12 protein-coding genes are annotated in these 20,342 nt (G+C 48.5%); all 12 read left to right on the plus strand.

Translation table 11 applies throughout. From position 1 onward, the window contains the following. Positions 1 to 47 precede the first annotated feature (47 nt). Positions 48 to 6,458 (plus strand): NEAT domain-containing protein, encoded by a 6,411-nt coding sequence (locus tag C6P39_RS20620; protein ID WP_104805034.1) that lies wholly within the window; start codon positions 48 to 50, stop codon positions 6,456 to 6,458. A 1-nt stretch (position 6,459) separates the two neighbouring features. Beyond that, positions 6,460 to 7,554 carry a heme-binding Shp domain-containing protein gene (locus C6P39_RS20625; RefSeq protein ID WP_187144049.1) on the plus strand — a complete coding sequence of 365 codons (1,095 nt, stop codon included), beginning with the start codon at positions 6,460 to 6,462 and terminating at the stop codon, positions 7,552 to 7,554. Continuing rightward, entirely contained in the window at positions 7,544 to 8,674 is a 1,131-nt protein-coding gene (isdE, locus tag C6P39_RS20630; RefSeq protein ID WP_330407104.1) for a heme ABC transporter substrate-binding protein IsdE, read from the plus strand. Before C6P39_RS20625 ends, isdE begins: the two co-directional genes overlap by 11 nt. 35 nt (positions 8,675 to 8,709) lie before the next feature. Further along, complete coding sequence (locus C6P39_RS20635; RefSeq protein WP_416385728.1) at positions 8,710 to 9,750, plus strand: FecCD family ABC transporter permease; 1,041 nt, start codon at positions 8,710 to 8,712, stop codon at positions 9,748 to 9,750. Beyond that, the gene (locus C6P39_RS20640) at positions 9,740 to 10,516 is read left to right on the plus strand and encodes an ABC transporter ATP-binding protein (RefSeq protein WP_095175228.1); all 777 of its coding nucleotides are present in this window, start codon (positions 9,740 to 9,742) and stop codon (positions 10,514 to 10,516) included. Before C6P39_RS20635 ends, C6P39_RS20640 begins: the two co-directional genes overlap by 11 nt. A gap of 14 nt (positions 10,517 to 10,530) precedes the next feature. Then, positions 10,531 to 10,929 carry a YbaN family protein gene (locus C6P39_RS20645; protein WP_095175229.1) on the plus strand — a complete coding sequence of 133 codons (399 nt, stop codon included), beginning with the start codon at positions 10,531 to 10,533 and terminating at the stop codon, positions 10,927 to 10,929. Continuing rightward, the gene (locus C6P39_RS20650; protein ID WP_104805035.1) at positions 10,922 to 12,721 is read left to right on the plus strand and encodes an ABC transporter ATP-binding protein/permease; all 1,800 of its coding nucleotides are present in this window, start codon (positions 10,922 to 10,924) and stop codon (positions 12,719 to 12,721) included. The genes C6P39_RS20645 and C6P39_RS20650 overlap by 8 nt, the downstream gene beginning before the upstream one ends. Further along, complete coding sequence (locus C6P39_RS20655; protein ID WP_104805036.1) at positions 12,718 to 14,421, plus strand: amino acid ABC transporter ATP-binding/permease protein; 1,704 nt, start codon at positions 12,718 to 12,720, stop codon at positions 14,419 to 14,421. Before C6P39_RS20650 ends, C6P39_RS20655 begins: the two co-directional genes overlap by 4 nt. 222 nt (positions 14,422 to 14,643) lie before the next feature. Next, the gene (locus C6P39_RS20660) at positions 14,644 to 15,156 is read left to right on the plus strand and encodes a hypothetical protein (RefSeq protein ID WP_104805037.1); all 513 of its coding nucleotides are present in this window, start codon (positions 14,644 to 14,646) and stop codon (positions 15,154 to 15,156) included. Positions 15,157 to 15,174: 18 nt separating this feature from the next. Then, entirely contained in the window at positions 15,175 to 18,162 is a 2,988-nt protein-coding gene (locus tag C6P39_RS20665) for a cobaltochelatase subunit CobN (protein ID WP_104805038.1), read from the plus strand. 79 nt (positions 18,163 to 18,241) lie between these two features. Continuing rightward, positions 18,242 to 19,333, plus strand: a complete 1,092-nt coding sequence (locus tag C6P39_RS20670) for an ATP-binding protein (RefSeq protein WP_104805039.1) — start codon at positions 18,242 to 18,244, stop codon at positions 19,331 to 19,333. 51 nt (positions 19,334 to 19,384) lie between these two features. Further along, the gene (locus C6P39_RS20675) at positions 19,385 to 20,215 is read left to right on the plus strand and encodes a vWA domain-containing protein (RefSeq protein ID WP_158661647.1); all 831 of its coding nucleotides are present in this window, start codon (positions 19,385 to 19,387) and stop codon (positions 20,213 to 20,215) included. Positions 20,216 to 20,342: the final 127 nt, after the last annotated feature.

Here is a 20,342-nt window from a genome sequence, read left to right on the forward strand (position 1 = left end):
CATACCAGATGTTGGTATGCCTCTCTTACTGGCGTTGGAGGTAAAGTATGAGGGATGGAATAAAAAGAAAAATCTATAAAATAGTCTGTGCAATCATGATGGTTTGTCTATTGATGTCCAATTTGACGAATGCTTCATATGCAGCTTCAAATAATACAGTAAATACAAAACAAACCGCTCAAAAATCAGGTTCCGCTTTATTAGATAAGCTTCTGTCCTTATTGGAAGAAGCGGACAGCTTAAAGGAATCGGACTATACCCCGGAGAGCTGGGAGACGTTCAAAGACCAGAGGGACACCATCACAGAACCGGAGGAGATACCGGAACAGTTTCTAGACACGGTGATAAACGCACTGCAGGAAGCCATGGACGGACTTGTGAAACAGGAGAGCAAGCTGGAGAAACTGCGTGCCTTACTGGAAGAAGCGGACAGCTTAAAGGAATCGGACTACACCCCGGAGAGCTGGGAGACGTTCAAAGACCAGAGGGACACCATCACAGAACCGGAGGAGATACCGGAGCAGTTCCTTGACACAGTGATAAACGCACTGCAGGAAGCCATGGACGGACTTGTGAAACAGGAGAGCAAGCTGGAGAAACTGCTTGCCTTACTGGAAGAGGCGGACAGCTTAAAGGAATTGGACTACACCCCGGAGAGCTGGGAGACGTTCAAAGACCAGAGGGACACCATCACAGAACCGGAGGAGATACCGGAGCAGTTCCTTGACACGGTGATAAACGCACTGCAGGAAGCCATAGACGGACTTGTGAAAAATGAGACTACTTTAGAGAAACTCATTGCATTGCTGGCAAAAGCAGACAGTCTGGAGGAATCAGAGTATACAAGGGAAAGTTGGAATGCATTCCTTGAGGTGAGGAGCACCATCACAGAACCGGAGGAGATTCCGGAGCAATACCAGAAAATGCTTCTGAATTCACTTCAAAAAGCCATGGACGGCTTGGTGACGAGGGAAGATGACGCGAAGAATCACACCCAATTGGATGACGGGTATTATTCCGTATTGCTCACAGAAGGCATGCCGGGTAAAAGCCTGAGGAGTGCAATGGCTCTGATAAAAGCTGAGAATAACACTTATGAAGTCACTCTGCAGATAGAAAAAGATACAGTAAATAAAAGCGCGTTCTTTGGGATACAGAAGCAGGAATATTTTGATTTAGATGGTTATGGCTGGAATCAAATGGGGACAAAAGGCTGGGCAGATGATTTTGACCTTCAGAATTCCCAGGCTTCACAGAAAGTAAAAGACGGAGCTATAGAAGAAAACAATAAATACTGGTATGACTATACACAGGAAGACGAGGGGATATGGGCATATCTGACCTTTCAAGTGGATAACCTGGATGATCCATTCCGGCTGCTGCAAAGTGATGATGCTAAATCAGGACGCCGCAGCGAGACAGGGCTGAACGTACAGGCGCCTGTGAAAATAGACCGGGAAGAAATGCAGAATATTAATGAAGTTAGTTTTAAGGCAATTCGTGTTGGTGGAGGTAATGAATTCCAAAAATATTTCCTGAACAAAACTGCTGATTGGAAAGTTGATGGAGAGACAGCCACTGCCGCCTATTCGCTGGATTTGGATTTGCTGAATGAAGACCAGGCTGTAATAAGAGACGTAGACGGTAATGATATAGACACCAGTACCGGAAAGCTTGAGATAGTTTATGACTTGAACGATTACAAAGATTTTGTTTTTGGAGAGACTGTCATTATTCGCAAGAAAATTGCTTCAACTACATTTAATTATGAAATTTGCATTATCCCCGTTCTTTCCGAAGCGTCAATTATCCAACTGGAAGACGACAAAACAGGAACTCTTTTAGTTACGGATTCCACTGTATTGCCGGATACCAGTAAACTGCTTGCGGAAGAGATTGTAGACAATCCAGAAGACAATGTGGATGCTTACTCCCTCATCATGAACAACATATCATATTCTGATATGTATATGTATAACTGGAAGATACAGTTCCAGGATGGCAGGGAGACAAGGCGAACCTCCAGTACGGTACAGCTTAAATTCAAAATACCGGATAGCTGGAACCCGGACAATGTGAAATTAGTCAATGTCGATGAAAATATGATAATATCTCTTGATCTGAAGGGGACCATAGAAAAAACTGATGACGGAAATTATTTTGTCTTTAAAACACAAGATCTGGGTTATTATGCTTTGTATGAAGTGAAGGACAGCCAGGATGCGGGAGAGATGGAAGATGGTACCTACACGATTCCTCTTTCTATCATGCACCTGACAAATGAGGGAGCCAATTCCATGGCGAACCAGTGTGTTGACAATAATGCCAGACTGGTTGTCAAAGGAGATGAGAAGATCCTGTACCTGGATTATACAACGGTCACCTATCTTGATATGACTTCATACATGACAAAAATGTGGCTTTACGGAGAAGACATGACCATGGTGGGGGCTTATCCCACAGGAACGCTGATACCGATTACTTTTTACTCCTACTACAAGAATCTGGACGGAAGCTTTTTTATGGACTTTGCCAACGAGGGTACTCTCAACTACTATCCTAAATCAGGATATGTGAAGCTGGTGAGTGATACGGCAAAATGGCCTGCCAGATTCAAGGTACCTATCATGGATGAAATCGGCGGCGGAGACTTCCCACAGGATGCATGGCTGACTCTGGATTGGGAAAATGCAGAAAAGATTTCCAATGACACGCCGGATGAACCGGTAAAAGAAGCACTTGGCCAGGCAATCACCATAGCTGAAACAGCGGTGAAGGAAGAATATACACAGGAAACCTGGGAAGCTCTTGAGACTGCTTATGCCGCAGCCGAAGAAGCATATCAAACGGAAACAGCCGAATCCATGGAACGTGCATACACCGTTCTTATGGAAGCTGTCAACAACCTGAAATCCCCGGATGATGTCATTCTGAATCAGGGGCTGTACACAGCATCAGGATCCATAACCGACACAGATATTGTGACGGATACCAGGATACTTGTGAAAGAGGAAGGCGCGGATATCTCTCTTGGTGTGCAGGGAATTCAAAGTCTTCAGTATTATGACCTTGCAGAAAAACAGTATGTGGATGCTGAAATGGAAAAAACAACAGGTGATGACGGCAAGGAAACCGTTACAGGGGCAGTATTTACACTTGGCACCATGTCAAACTCTGTTTCTATAAAATATGTAGACATCCAAGGAAAAGAAGTGCAGACAGCTCTTAAGTTTTCAGATTTTGCTGAACAGACAGTAAACAAGGACGCACTGACAGAAACCTTAAACCAGGCCAATGAAAAGCTGAAGGAAGCTGCTGAAAATCCGGATAAATACCAGGCAGATGCGGTGGCAGAACTTCAGAAAGCAGTGGCAATGGCAGCACAGACAGCCCAAGACCCCTTCGCTCTGCAGACAGAGGCGGATGATCAGACAGAAAAAGTGAATGCGGCTATCAGCGCATTGACAAAAGACGTAAATCTGGATGCTTTGAAAGAAGCTGTCACCTCCGCAGAGGCGGTATTGGCAGATGCCGAAAAATATACACCCGCCTCTCTGGAGAAGCTGACAGGAGAAATCCAGAATGCAAAAGCCCTTCTTGAGGATCCCAATACATCGGGGCAGGATGTGGAAGCGCAGCTCATGAAACTGCAGGCAGCAGTAGAGGGCCTTATTGTCAGGGCTGACAAGACAGCACTTCAGGCGGCATATGACACCGCAGCAGCGATAACGAATAACGATTATCCGGGTTGGGATAACCTGCAGACAGCCCTGGTGAATGCAAAAACGGTCTTAGACGATGAAAACGCATCCCAGGCACAGGCAGATGAACAAACCGCATCTCTGGAAGCGGCTGTAGAGAATTTATATGGCGCTGTTGACAAAAGCCAGTTAAAGGACCTGGTAGAACAGGCAGAAAAACTGGATACCAGCCCATATGCAGATAAGACGGTTGAATTTTTTAAAGCATCTATCCAGTCTGCGAAGGCAGTATACAATGATACAGGAGCCACCCAGACTGAGGTGGACAAGCATCTGCAGCTCCTGAAAGATGCGTCGGCTTCCATGTTACAGAAGGAAGAAGAAAATGTGGTATATGACGGAACTTATACTATAGACGGAAGAATCTGGCATGCAGCAGCAAACCAGGCATCCATGGGGAACGCGGCTCTCAGAAAGCCAATGCAGGTGATCGTGAAGGACGGCAAAGCCACCTTGAGAATGGAATTTGGCCCATTGACCACATCCGGATTTACCGGGTACCTGGCAAAACTGAACTATTTCCCGGGATGGGAAGGAGGAGAAAGCGGTTATCAGATGCCAACCGACGAAACGCCGATTTCGCTGGATGTGGAAGAGTATTTTGAAGGCGTATATGACACGTACAATGATCCGGACAATGGAACCGATGAGAATGTGAAAGGGCAGTTATACCCCCACTATATGACCATGCCGGTGGACCTGGGGGATGGGGAAGTATGGGTACAGGTGTATGTACCTGTAATGGAAGCCATCAACACAGGCAGCGGTCTTCAGTACGCGAAACTGCAGCTTGACTGGAGTACACTGAGCCAGACCGGAGGGACACAGACAGATAAGACAGAACTGGATAAAGCAGTCACATCCCTGGAAACGCTGAAGGCGGAGCTTTACGCGGCAGCAGAGAAAATGAAACAGGCAGAGACAGAGAACACAAACCAGGCAGAGACAGAGAACACAGACCAGGCGGATGCACAGAAAGCTGTTCTGTCAGCTACAGACTTTACACAGGAAAAACTGAATCTTCTTGATAAGGCGATTGAAGCCGGAAAATTTGTGCAGGATAATGTGAACGTGGTCCAGGAAGCTGTGGATGCCATGACAAAAGCCCTGAATACAACCAAAACACTGTTTGGTCAGGAGGAGATTAAGACAGACAAGTCCGAACTGAAGAAAGCGATTGAAGTGGCAGATACCTATTTAAATGCAGAAGACGTAACTTATACAGCCGCAACAAAGGCAATCCTGCAGCAGGCAAGAGATCAGGCATGGGAAGCATACCAGAATGAAAAAGCTACCCAGACCCAGATCAACAGATGTGTACAGGCCGTTGACAAGGCAATTCAGGGTCTTCAGACGGTGGGAGCTGTGAAAACAGAACTAAAAACAGCTTTGACAGAGGCAAAAGAGTATCTGGAGGACACTGAAAACTATTCGGCTGCAGCCATAGAAGTTTTGCAATCCCTGTATGATACGGCAAATGCGGTTTACAAGGATGATAATGCCTCTCAGGAGGAAGTTGACGCGCAGGTAAGAATCCTTGCATATGCAGTCAATAATCTGGAAAAAGTGGAACCGGCTAAAGTAGAGAAGCAGGGCCTGCATGAGATGCTGGTGACTGCATCCAATATGGCAGGGCGAGAGAACCTGTACACAGAAGACTCCATTAAAGCCCTGAAGAAAGTTATCAAAGCCGCAGAGACTGTTTTCAATAATGAGGATGCCACACAGGAGGAGGTAAACGCACAGGCCTCGGCTCTTGCCCTTGCAATACTCGACCTGAAAGCCGCGCCTTCAGGAAATAACAATGATGGCGGGGATAACAATAACAACAACAATAACAACAATAATAACAACAACAATAATAATAATAACCTTGATATCAAAAATCTTGCCGACGGTGTGTATTCTATTACCGGCAGTATGGTAAAGATTGATAAAACCACAGCATCTATGTCCAATGAAGCCATCAATCACACAGTCAAGCTGACAGTAAAAGGTGGAAAGTATTATATCACCCTTGACTTCAAGGGACTTGCCATCAGCAGCCAGTTTGGTTATTTGAGCCAGCTTAAATATTATCTGACCGGTTATACACTGGATCAGTATGGAAATCCGGTCGGAACACTGGCAGACGTAACTGTGGATGCTTACCAGAAGAACAGTGACGGAAGTCTGATAAGCGATAGCTTCGGAACAAATTATCCGGATCAGGTGACTTTTGAGCTGATTCCGGAAGCACTGGAGAATGGGTATGTACCTCTTCAGGTATTTGTTCCTATTATGGAATCTATATCTGCTGGAACCGGAACACAGCCTGTGTTCTTAAAGCTGGATTGGAGTACCCTGAAATCCACAACGGCGGATGATCCTGATTTTACGGACAACAACATTAATAACTCGAATAATAATTCAAATAATAACTCTTCTCTGGGAAGCGGCTCCACACTAGGAAGCGGCTCCACATTAGGAAGCGGCTCCGGCCTGACAAGCAGCGGCTCTGGTTTAAAGAGCGGAAGCAGTTTAAGCAGTGCTTCCAACAGCACAGGTTCCACTCTGAAGGCATCCAATGCCAAGACCGATGATGAAGCACCGATCAGCGGACTGGTATTCCTGGCTTTACTTGCCCTTTGTATGGGAAGCCTTGCAGTATATGGGAAACGCCAGGAGAAAAAATGCCAAAACACAGAAAGGAAATAAGATGAAGGCACTGAAAATAAAAAAGAAATTTCTTGCCGGATTTTTAAGCATGATGCTTGCCCTCTTTATGGGGGCAGGCATTGCTGCTGTTCCGGTTTATGCTGCTTCAGGCACAGTTTATACCTGTGTTATCCATCCCTGTTATGCACACCCGGTAACAGGAGAAATTGAGGATTCAGGCGGAGAGGCATCTTATGCCACAGGGCAGGGGATGGTTGATGGGGCTGTTTACACCTCCGGGATACTGGAGGTGACAGACAGCGGGGAATACTACCTGACCATACGCATGAGCCTTATGAGCTACACATCAGGACACAGCTTTTGGGTGCAGAATGTAGGTGACTCCGGCTGGTCCAGCCCGGCTATGGGTGTTACAGGGAATGGTACAGACAATAATGGAGCAACCAATGATATCTGCATCCAGGTACCAAGTGAAAATTGTGTGGTCAGAGGTTCTATGTATGTGGAACCAATGGGAAGGGATGTGATTTTCTATCTGTATCCAAGTGATTATGCGGAGGGCAATAATACAGATATGAATGCCACCATGGTCACATCAGCTTCAGGAAGTGACACGGCAGCATCAGGCAGCCAAACGTCAGGAAATACAGACAATACGGCAGGGACAGACAACACGTCCGGCTCGGAAAATGACCAGTCTGAACCCACTCCCTCTGCTTCAGCTTTACAGAGCCAGCCGGCATCCTCAGGCAATGATGATACATCCGTAAATAAGGATAATACAGAGGATACAGAGGATACACAGAATACAGAGAATTCCACCGGTGAGGCATCCAAACTGGAGAGCAGCATTAAAGAAGCGGCAGCTCCTTCTGAAGACACAGAGACACCTTCCACTGAAAACAGTACGCTTAACAGTGCCCGGGGATTAAGCCTTTCCACTGCAGGTGAAGCGGTGGCAGCAGGCGCAGAGACCTCATCCCCCGAAAGCGGTTCAGCGGGAAAACAGATTCTGGTTCTAGTGGTTTCCATCACCATATCAGGATTGATCTTACTGGGAGCTGTGGCAGGTGTAGTATATCTGTTCCGCAAAAACTGGTATAGATGGGGCGGTGGTGATGACGATGATGAATAAGAAATTTTGTATGTATGGAAAGATGGCAGGAACGGTCCTTGGTTTACTATTGGCAGCATCGGTTCTGGGAGGATGCGTGGACCAGAACCAAAGTGAGAAGGAAAGCCAGAGTACCGGTGCGGCAGCATCCGCAGAGGATGACAGTGCGGAAATGCTCTTAAATATTGACGATCCGGAGGAAAAAGCGGCTGTGGAGGCAGCTAAGAAAAAAGTGGCCGCCATGGAGGAGGAACCCAGGATCATCGCCACATCTCCGGCAACCGCAGATATCTGTGACCGCCTGAACCTGGATCTGGTGGGAATCTGTAAGACAACCATCTCCACTTTGCCTGAACGCTATGAGAATATCGAACAGGTGGGCACGGCAATGGCGCCCGATATGGAAATTGTATCCTCCCTGAACCCGGACTGGATCTTAAGTCCTGCAAGCCTGCAGTCGGATCTGCAGCCAAAATATGAAGCCATTGACACAGACTGGGCATTTTTGAATCTGCGGAGCGTACCGGGAATGTACCGTTCCATACAGGAACTGGGTGAGATTTTCGGAAGGGAGGAAGAGGCAGAGGCAGAGGTGGCAGAGTTTACGGAGTTTTACAAGGAATACAAGGATAAGAACAAAGACAAAGAAAAACCTAAAGTCCTGATACTCATGGGGCTGCCCGGTTCTTACATAATTGCCACGGAAAATTCTTATGTGGGAAGCCTGGTTGAACTGGCCGGAGGCGAGAATGTCTATGCAGGTACAGACCAGGAATTCCTTACCGTGAACACAGAAGATATGAAAACCAAGGAACCGGATGTGATCCTACGCGCAGCTCATGCGCTGCCGGACCAAGTGGTATCCATGTTCAAAGATGATTTTGAGACAAACGATATCTGGAAACATTTTGACGCAGTTAAAGATGGAAGAGTTTATGACCTGACCTATGAATTGTTTGGTATGAGTGCTACATTCCGTTATCCGGAAGCATTAGATGAACTGCAGCCCATGCTGTATCCCGACAGCGATGAGGATATAGAGAAGGCAAAAGAAAACAGCGAGAAAGCCATAAAAGCGGCTGAAGACTCCGAGGCCACAGAAAAGACAGACGATAAAACCTTGAAAGAGGCTACCAAGTAGGAGGGATGAAAATGGAAACACCGGAGAGATCAGAAATGGTGCAGGAGACTGCCCCCTCCCTGGAAGAAATGGATAAGAACAGAAAAAAGAAGAAAACAGCCAGGGCGGCTGCTTCCTTTCTTGTGATCGCATTGCTTTTGCTCATATTGTTTTTTGCAGCGGTCAATATCGGAAGTCTCAAGGTGAGCTTTCGAGAACTGTTCAGGGGCTTGTTTGTGGAATTTAATGATGATGTGGCAACTATTTATGATTTGAGATTCCCGCGTATTATTATTTCTATGCTGGCGGGGGCGGCAATTGCCGTGTCAGGCGTATTATTCCAGGCAGTGCTGAAAAATCCTCTGGCTGACCCGGGAATCATTGGTATTTCCAGCGGTGCCAGCTTTGCGGCGGTCATGATCACTGCATTCGCGCCCACTTTGTTTTTCTTCACGCCGCTGTTTGCGTTTTTAGGAGGCGTGATCGCGTTCTTCCTGGTATACAGCCTTTCCTGGAAGGGGGGACTGAGCCCTCTTCGGATCATCCTTGTAGGTGTGGCTGTGAATTCCATGTTCACAGGATTGTCCAGCGGGCTAAATTCCATGAGTGGGGGCAATATGTCAGGCGTGGCGTCTATTGTCAATGGAAATATTACCATGAAAACCTGGGATGACGTAAAAACCCTGGTTCCTTATGTGATAGCAGGCCTGATCCTGGCCATAATCTTTTCCGGAAAATGCAACCTGCTGTCCCTGGAGGATAAAACGGCAAGAGGGCTGGGGGTCAATGTAAACACTATGCGCATCACCATCTCTCTTGTGGCTGTACTGCTTGCCAGTATTTCCACAGCCGTTGCGGGGGCTATCAGCTTTTTGGGCTTGATCGTTCCCCATATCGGAAGGATACTGGTGGGAAGTGACCACAAGGCATTGATACCGTTTTCCATGCTTTTCGGGGCGTTTACTTTCCTGCTGGCGGATACCATAGGGAGAACCGTTGCTTCGCCCTATGAGATTTCGGCATCCATTATCATGAGTGTTGTGGGCGGGCCATTCTTTATTATTCTGCTGAGGAGGTCAAAGAAATATGCAAACTAAAACAGCAATGGAGGTTAAGAATCTCTCCTTTTCTTATGGTAAGAACAAGATTTTAAGAGATGTGTCCTTTGCCATTGAGGAAGGGGAGATCACAACCATCATGGGAGCCAACGGCTGCGGCAAATCCACCCTGTTTTCCCTCATGACTAAGAACCTGTATCCAAGAAAGGGGAAAATCTTTCTGGGAGGAAAGAATATACAGAATCTGGGGCTGAAGGATTTTGCAAAGAAGGTGTCTATTGTACACCAGTATAATACCTCCAGTGATGATATTACAGTGGAACGTCTGGTGTCATACGGAAGGACTCCTCACATGAAAATGATGCAGGCCAAAAGCGAGGAGGATGACCGGCTGGTAGAGTGGGCCATGGAGGTGACAAATATAACAAAATACCGGGACCGGGAGGTGGGGAAGCTCTCAGGCGGTCAGCGGCAGAGGGTGTGGATCGCCATGGCCCTTGCCCAGAATACAAAAATACTGTTTCTGGACGAGCCCACTACATACCTGGATATCCGTTATCAGGTGGAAATCCTGGAGCTGGTAAAAAAATTGAACCGGGAGTTTGGGATAACCATCATCATGGTGCTCCATGACATCAATCAGGCCATATATTTTTCTGATAAGGTGATTGGTCTGAAAGGCGGCCTTGTGGAAATCCTGGGGAAACCAAACGACGTGATCACAACAGAGAGTATTGAAACCCTCTATGGGATCCGTCTGGATGTGACAAAAATAGATGGGCAGAAATTTGTCCTGACAATATAGGAGAGTATACGATTATGAAGAGAAATCCATTCAGGATACTATGGATCATATTGGGATTTATCAGCCTGGCGTTAGGGACCATCGGTGTGGTGCTTCCAATTCTGCCCACAGTGCCCTTTTACATGCTGACATTGTTCTGTTTTGCAAAAAGCTCAGAAAAGCTGCACAACTGGTTTATGAGCACAGGATTATATAAGAAGCATCTGGAAAGCTTTGTGAAAAGCAAATCGATGACACTGCGAAGTAAGCTGACCATCATGGGAACTGTGACCATTGTTATGTCAGTGGGATTTATTATGATGAGCCGCGTCCCTGTGGGAAGGATCTGTCTGGCTGCCGTATGGGTATGCCATGTACTTTATTTTGCTTTCTATATTAGGACCATTCCGGAAGGGGAAAAAGAATATGATTAAGACACGGCTGGTTAAGCTTCTTGCCCACGGAAAGAAGTACATTGTTTATAATATACTGTGGCAGTGGATCGCGCTGCTTTTTTGGATGGCCGCCATATTCTCTGTGACGGATCTGCTTGAAAAAGCATTATACAGAGCCATGACTGCCAGGGACTGCGGACAGACAGCCCTTGTCTTTGGGACTGCTGTAATTATGCGCTTCCTATGTGACAGGATGTCCTCCAGGGCATCCTATCACGCAAGTGTGGATGTAAAACGGATTCTGAGAGAAAAGATTTATGAAAAGCTGCTGCGCCTGGGGGCTTCCTACAGGGAGCATACAGCCACCTCTTCTGTGGTACAGATGGCCGCAGAGGGAGTGGAGCAGCTTGAGATTTATTTTGGAAAATATCTTCCCCAGTTATTCTACAGCCTGCTGGCACCGGTGACTTTGTTTGCGGTGCTGGCTTTTGTGGATATTAAGGCAAGTGTGGTGCTGCTTGTCTGTGTTCCGCTGATTCCCATATCCATTGTATTGGTCCAGAAGTTTGCAAAAAGGCTCCTGAATAAATATTGGGGCATTTATACGGGCCTTGGGGACAGCTTTTTGGAGAATCTACAGGGGCTCACCACCTTAAAGATCTACAGGGCGGATGAAAAGAAGGCAGAGGAGATGGACCGGGAGGCAGAGCAGTTCCGCAATATTACCATGAAGGTTCTTACTATGCAGCTTAACTCCACCAGTGTGATGGATATTGTGGCTTACGGCGGTGCTGCCATTGGCATGATCGTGGCTGTGCGGGAGTATCTTGCCGGAAATGTATCTCTTGCCGGAACTCTGGCCATTGTACTGCTGGCATCAGAGTTTTTTATTCCGCTGAGGCTGTTGGGTTCATTTTTTCATATTGCAATGAACGGCATGGCAGCCAGCGATAAGATTTTTGCTCTGCTGGACACACCGGAACCGGAAAGAGGAACGGGAAGAGCGGGCAAAAGTGATCTGTCGGTGGATCTGTCCCATGTAAAGTTTTCCTATGAGGAGGACAGGGGGATATTGGAGGATGTGTCTCTGCATATTCCTGCCGGAAGTATGGTTTCCCTGGCAGGCACCTCCGGTTGTGGAAAGAGTACCATTGTATCCCTTCTGATGGGGCGCAATAAAGGGTACCGGGGGAGCATACGCATAGGAGAGAAAGAGCTTTCTCAAATGGATGAAGAAAATCTCATGGAGACGGTGACACTGGTAAGCCATAACAGCTACCTGTTTAAAGGGACCGTGGAGGACAATCTGCGGATGGGCAGGCCGGATGCCTCCAGGGCAGAGCTGGAGGAAGCACTCTCAAAAGTGAATCTGCTTGCATTCTTAAAAGAACAGGACGGTTTGGATACAAAGGTACTGGAAAAAGGAAGCAATTTTTCAGGGGGACAATGTCAGAGGCTTGCCCTTGCAAGGGCACTGCTTCACGATACGCCGGTGTACATTTTTGACGAAGCCGCATCCAATATTGATGTGGAGAGTGAAGAGATGATCATGGGCGTTATCCGGCAGATGGCGAAAGAGAAAACCGTGATCCTTATTTCCCATAGACTTGCCAATGGAGTGGGAGCAGACTGTATCTATATGATGGAGAACGGAAGGATTGCTGAGACAGGAACCCACGGGGAACTGATGGGACAGTGCGGAAGCTACAGAAGGCTTTTTGAGAGCCAGAGTGCTTTGGAACAGTACAGCCATGGAACAGACGGCAATACATGTCCGGACAGACAGGCAGGCGTATATCCAGGAGGGTATAGAGAGGGGGCGAGAGGATGAAAGAGAGAAGAAGCGGGATACGCATTATGGGAAGTCTGATCGGTTTAGTCAGACCTCTTATGGGACGAATGTTTGCGGCAGTTACCCTGGGAGTCCTCGGCTACCTGTGTGCTATTTTTCTGACTATATTGGCCGGATGCGCCATTTTGCACGGATTAACTACGGTTGGTGCAGAGGGGATCCGTCTGACAGAACAGCCGGGATTTTTAATTTCTCTGCCCTTTGGAACTATTTTTACGGTTATGGGTATTATGGCAGTTCTACGGGGCGTGCTGCATTACGCGGAACAATACTGTAACCATTATATTGCATTCAAACTGCTGGCTATTATCCGGCACAGAGTGTTTGCGTCCCTGCGCAGGCTATGTCCGGCAAAATTGGAGGGAAGAGACAAGGGGAACCTGATCTCCATTATAACTACGGACATTGAGCTTTTGGAAGTGTTTTATGCACATACGATCTCACCCATTGCCATAGGTTCCCTGACTTCTCTGGTGATGGTGGTGTTTATAGGGCATTTTCATCTGTATGCAGGACTGCTGGCTCTTGCGGGATACTTGGTGGTGGGGGCCGTACTTCCCGTCTGGAATGGAAAACGAGGCGGAAGTAAAGGCATGGAATTTAGAACCGGCTTTGGGGAACTGAACAGCTTTGTGCTGGATTCCCTGCGGGGACTGGATGAGACCATTCAGTACGGACAAGGACAGAAGAGGAAAGAGCAGATGAATGAGCGCTCTGTAAAACTTGGCGGTATCCAGAAGGATTTAAGCAAAATGGAGGCGTCCGCCAGGGGCATCACCAATCTGAGCATCCTGGTATTTTCCTTTTTGATGCTGTTTCTTATGCTGTATCTTTATCAGGGAGGACAGGCCGGATTTTCAGAGGTGCTTTTGTGTACGGTTTCCATGATGGGTTCCTTTGGACCTGTGGTGGCATTGTCCAGTCTTTCCAATAATCTGAACCAGACACTTGCCAGCGGGGAGCGGGTGCTTTCCATCCTGGAGGAGGAACCAATGGTACAGGAAGTGAGCGGTGAAAAAGAGACAGGATTTACCAGCGCATCCTGTGAACATGTGAACTTTTCTTATGAGGAGGAGACGATTCTCAGAGATTATTCCATCTGTTTTAAACCGGGGCAGATCGTGGGTATCCACGGTGCCAGCGGTTCCGGAAAATCTACGCTTTTAAAGCTTCTCATGAGATTCTGGGATGCGCAGGAGGGAAGTATAAAAATCTCCGGGAGAGATATAAAGAAGATAAACACGGAAAATCTCCGGCGGATGGAGTCTTATGTTACACAGGAGACCTACTTGTTCCACGATTCCATTGCAAACAACATCGCGGTTGGTAAACCGGATGCAGACCGGGAAGAGATCATGGAGGCGGCAAAAAAAGCTTCCATCCACGATTTTATCATGACTCTGCCAAAAGGATATGATACGGAGGTGGGGGAACTGGGAGACACCCTTTCAGGGGGAGAACGCCAGAGGATTGGAATTGCCAGGGCTTTTCTTCACGATGCGCCATTCCTTCTTCTGGATGAACCAACCAGCAACCTGGACTCTTTGAATGAAGGCATCATATTGAAGTCTCTGCAGGAGTCCTGTCATAAAAAGACCGTGATCCTTGTGTCCCACAGGAAGTCTACTATGAATTTGGCCGATATTGTATACACCATGGATAATGGAAGGCTGTCCTGATCCGTTATTTTGTAGTATAATTGTTGTATGAATAGAAAGTAATAACAGTTCAGGCAAGCTGAATCGTTACACATCAAGCCACTAATTTTTCATACGGTCAGAGCAGTAAAGCGCAGACCTGTCTGAACTGTCACAGAAAGTATAATAAATGGGAAATGTTACGGGGGATTGCCTGGCAATCCCCTGAAATAAGTTTAAGATATATGAATGGAGGTCCGTGTTATGAAAATTACAGTTGTGGCAGTGTCTGCCCCGGCCCTGTATCAGCTCAACCGGTACCGGCAGGAATTTCAGCAGAGGTACGGGGAGAATAGGATGGAATTATCCATGTTCTATGTGGCAGGCGCTAATCCGGGAGTCCTGGGTCTGCAGGATAAGATAAAGGAAGCTGTCAAGACCGCGGATGCAGTCGTGATTGATATTATGGGAGCTTCTGAGGCACTGCAGGATGTGGTGCGGGAGGGGCTGGCAGCGTGCCGTGGACAGCGGATTGTTATTGGCAATGGATGCCGGGAATATATCCGCCTGGGGGCGTTTTCCATGGAGGGAATGAAAAAACAGAGCAGCGCACCTGCAGAGGCAGAAAGACCCGGGCCCCAGGAGAAGAAAACAAAGAAGAATGCGGCAGCCCTTATGCATACCATGAGACGTATGGCTCTCATGATGGGAAGCGTGGCGCCTTTTGGTATGATGAAGGACATGAAAAATGTCTTTCTTTTGATTGATTATTGGTAGCAGGCCCAGGAGGAGGATATGGATTCCTTTATGCACCTGCTGCTTAGAACTTATTTTGGAATGAAAGAGCTGCCGAAAGAAAAACCCTGCAGTATGCGCTATGGCATATACCTGAAAAATCCAGAGACAGGAGACTGCCAGGACAGCCTGAAATCTTACTGGAAGGCCAATACATACCAAAAAGACAAAAGAACAGTGGCGCTTCTTTTTTATGGACACAGTTATCCCAATGATTTTCAGCCTGTGGTGCAGGCCATGTATCACAGCCTGGGGAGAAATTATAATGTGCTGCCAATTGCATTTTCCCAGAATGAGGACAGGGACTTAAAGAAACTGGAGGCATTTCTCTGCTCCCCGGTCTGTCCTATATCCGCAGCAGTGAATCTGATGCCCTTCCGTCTGGGAGCAGGGCCTATGGGAGGAAATGCCCGGGGGGCAGTGCAGATCCTTGAGCGGCTGAATGTGCCTTATTTTAAACCGCTCTGTATCACAAAGGCAGAGAAAAGCCAGTGGGAGCATGAAAGCGCGGTAAATCCCGGGGAATTTCTCATTAGTATCCTCCTTCCGGAACTGGACGGCGGAATCCACACCTATCCGGTGGGCGTAATGGAGAAGCTGGAGGAGAAGACAGAAGCTTTTGCTATTACCCGTATTGCACCTATTGAGGAGAGGATAGAAAGCCTGTGCGGGAGAATCGGCAGGTTTATCCGTTTGAAAGAGAAGGAGAACGGAGAAAAGAAGCTGGCCCTTATCTGCTATAATTATCCGCCTGGTGAGGACAACCTGTTCGGAGGCGCTTTTCTTGACACGTTTGCATCCGTGTCCGCAATACTCAGAGGGCTGAAAGCAGATGGGTATCAGACAGAAAATATGAGTCCTGAAAAGCTTCGTGAGATATTTTGCGGGGATGGAAGGTGTAATGCTCCCCAATGGGCAGAACCGGCCCAATGGGACTTTTCCTGCAGCATAGACGGGAAGCAATACCCGGTCAAGGGAATTCAAAACGTGAATGTATTTATTGGCCTTCAGCCTTCCAGAGTGCCGGAGGGTGCAGAGGATAAAGCTTCCTATCACGACAGAAATGCTGCCCCCACAGGAGAATATCAGGCTTTTTACCGCTGGGTTTGCAGGGAGTATCAGGCGGATGCCATGATCCATGTTGGTACCCACGGAACCCTGGAATTTCTGCCGGGACGAGAGAGCGGAATGATGCAGGACTGCTGGCCGGACCGGCTGGCGGGGGATGTACCGCATTTTTACTTCTATTATATAGGAAACCCCTCAGAGGCCATGACTGCAAAACGAAGGAGCCATGCGGTGCTGCTTGGATATCAGCCGCCGGCATTTGAGAGGGGCGGCCTGTACGGCGTCTATGAGGAGATAAAGGAAATGATAGCGGAGTACCGGGAAAGCGCGCAAAATGCCCCGGAGCGGTGCCAAGACCTGCTTTACCATATCGGTGTCCAGGCCCATGCATCCGGGCTTATGGAGGAAGGTGCGGAGGTGACAGAAAAAATCCTGGATGTCATTGAGGAGCAGTTATACGATTACGAAATCACCCTTATTCCCGGGGGCCTGCACACAATCGGGCAGGGATACAGCCGGGAGGAGGCCGAGGCGTATGCAGGGCAGGTGATGGAACATCTGCCGCAGGAAAAGACAGAGGAGGAAAAACACGCCTTAGAGGAACAGATCATAAAGAATGCCATGGAGAACCGGGAGATAGAGGGAATGCTCAGGGCGCTTAGAGGAGAATATCTTCCGGTGGGCACCGGAGGGGATATTTTAAAAAGTCCGGACCTTCTTCCAACCGGAAGAAATCTGGTGCAGTTTGACCCCAGGCTTGTTCCCACAAGGACCGCCTTTGAACGGGGGAAAAAGATTGCTGCCCAGACACTGGAACGTTACCGGAAGTGCCGGGGCTGCTGGCCGGATTCCACTGCGGTCATCCTTTGGGGGCTGGAGACTTCCAAGTCCCAGGGAGAGACCATGGGGCAGATCCTTTACTATCTGGGTGTGCGGATGAAGCAGTTCGAGGGAAGCTTTGACAGCAGATTTGAGATTATCCCCACAGAGGAGATGGACAGGCCAAGGGTGGATGTGGTCATACATATCTGCGGATTCTTCCGGGATATGTTTCCGAATCTGGTAGAGAATCTGAATGAGATATTCCGCAAGCTGGATATGCTGGATGAGACGGATGCACAGAGCGGATTTGCGAAAAACACAAGAAAAAACAGAGAAAGGCTGCTGGCACAGGGGTATTCACCGGAGGAGGCAGCAGAGCTTTCCAGAAGCCGTATCTTTGGACCAAAGGAGGGGGAATACGGAACCAGGCTCACAGAGAAGGTGAGAAAAGGCACCTGGAAAGAAGCGGCAGAGCTGGGACAGGCCTTTACGGAGGATCTGTCTTATGTGTACAGCAGCACGAAAAAGGGTGTGTGTACAAAAGGGCTGCTGAACATGAATTATAAAACCGTGCAGATGATTTCCCAGGTGAGGAATAATGTGGAGTATGAGCTGGCAGATCTGGACCATTATTATGAGTTTTACGGCGGGCTTTCCAAGGCAGTGGAAATTGCCGGAGGGGAAAAGGCGGAGCTTTATGTGGCAGATACCACAGGGAAGGAAGTGCGCACAGAGGATTTCAGTATATCCTTTGAAAAGGGGATCCGCACAAGGCTGCTGAACCCCAAATGGATCGAGGGAATGATGAAGCATGATTACCACGGTGTCCAGCAGATTTCCAGAAGGTTTGAGAATGTCATGGGATTTGCCTCCACAACAGACCGGGTGGGGAGCCGGATTTTTTCTGATATGGAAAAATGCTATGTGGAGGATGCGAACCTGCGCAGACGGATGCAGGCCAGCAACCGGTGGGCATATCTCAGTATGCTGGGGCGTTTGATGGAAGCCAGCAACCGGGGATACTGGGATGCGTCCGAGGAGGAGCTTATGCAGGTGCGCAGTGCATATCTGGAGACAGAGGGAGATATGGAGAGGTGACCGGAGAGACAAACGCCGAAAATAAACAGGAACCATAGACGCGGGAAGGAAATAGAAGACGCAGACAGGAGAAAAATACATGGAACAAAGAAAAAATTATCCGTTTACAGCCATTTTAGGACAGGAACAGATGAAGGAAGCGCTGGTGCTGAATCTGGTCAATCCGTCTCTGGGCGGTGTGCTGATCCGGGGACAGAAGGGGACTGCCAAATCAACGGCCGTGAGAGGGCTGGCAGATGTGCTTCCCGCGGCAAAAGTAGTGGAACTCCCTATCAATGCCACGGAGGACAGGGTGGCGGGAACGCTGGATATTGAACATGCCCTGAAGACCGGGGAAAAGAAATTTGAGCCAGGCATACTGGCGGCGGCGGACAGACATATCCTGTATGTGGATGAAATCAACCTTCTGGATGACCATATTGTGGATCTGCTGCTGGACGCGGCAGCTATGGGCGTCAATACCGTGGAGCGGGAGGGGATATCCCATTCCCATCCTGCCAGATTTGTGCTTGTGGGAACCATGAACCCGGAGGAGGGCAATCTGCGGCCCCAGCTATTAGACCGGTTCGGTATGGTGGTGGATGTGGCCGGGGAGACCGATACAGAGCTTCGGGCACAGATCATAGAAAACCGTCTGGCTTATGAGGAAGATAACAGGAAGTTCTGCAGGAAATATGCAAAAGCCCAGAAGGAACTGGCATCTAAGATCAGGGAGGCAAAAGAGAGGCTTCCGATGATAAAGGTGAGTCATGAGATGGTTCTCCTGGCGGCCGAAATCGGCATTTCCCTGGAGACAGAGGGACACCGGGCAGATATCAGCATGATCAAGACGGCAAAAACCATGGCTGCTTTCAGGGGAAACAGCCAGGTTGAAAAAGAGGATTTGAAGAGAGCCGCCGTTTATACCCTTCCCCACAGAATGCGGAAAGGGCCTCTGGATTCGGGAAATATGGATTATGCGGCTCTGGATGAGGTGATGAAGAACTGGGAGGAGACGCGTGATTCCGGGGAGGGCGGCACCAGGGAGGACAGTCACAGCGAGAGCCGTGGCAGGAAAGACAGCAGCAGAGAGGACAGCAGCAGAGAGTGCGGCAGTGGAAATGGCGGTACCAGAGAAGGCAGTATCAGAGAGACTGGAACTGCAAAGGAAAGCTTCGGTGAGGGCGGATAGGGAGAGGAAGGCAGACAGTCCTGTGGCTATGCGCCTATTTGGGTGCCGGTGATGCGAAATGGAAAGGAACTGTCCCTGATTGGGATTCTCAGGGAGATGCAGGCAAGAGAAGGGATGTCTTTTGGGCGGCGGAATCAGAGCAGCTCTGGAAAACATGGGGTACAGCGGAAGGTGACCCAGGGAAGATGTACAGGTTCCCGCATGGCAGATATAGGGGATATGTCCCAGATTGCTTTTGCAGCCACACTCCGGGCAGCCGCTCCCTGGCAAAACAGCAGGCTGAAGGCGGAAGCGGAAAAGGAAGCCGGGAAGCCGGGGGAGCATATTGTGATCCGTCGGGAGGATTACCGGGTCAAGAAGATAAGTGCCGGGAATCAGGCAGGAATACTGTTTGTGGTGGATGCCAGCCGCTCCCAGGGTGCACAGAAACGCCTTGCTTTTGCAAAGGGGGCTGTCTTATCCCTGATCGCCCAGGCATATACAACCAGGGATAAGACAGGTCTGATCACGTTCGGCAACAGTACATGCGAGGTCCTGCTGCCCCTTACCAGAAGTGTGGAATATGCCGCCAGGCGTCTGGAGCAGATTCCGGCAGCAGGCAACACTCCCCTGGCTATGGGGCTTAGAAAAGCTATGGAGGTCTTTGAGGCAGAGCGAAAACGTTTTGGGGATTTTAAACCTTTTCTGATCCTGCTGACAGACGGAAAAGCTAATTTTGATACGGAACCGGGTGTGCCCTTTGAATTGGCTTTAGCTGCTGCCAGTCAGATCTACCGGGCAGGGATACCGTCCCTTGTCATTGACACGGAACACGGTTTTTTCAGCCTGGGACTTGCAGAGAAGATTGCGGAAGCGCTGCATGGGGAGTATGTGACGCTTTGAAAGAGACAGAGATGATTTTTGTGTCTCTATGCTCCTCCGGTGTTGAGCAGAACCAGCCGGATAAAAGTTGACGTTCCGTTCAAAATCATTTATGATGAGTATTGTCAGTATGAGAATAAGAGGAGCG

Origin of the sequence: Blautia marasmi (genome assembly GCF_900258535.1) — a bacterium.
Classification (GTDB): Bacteria; Bacillota; Clostridia; order Lachnospirales; family Lachnospiraceae; genus Blautia; species Blautia hominis.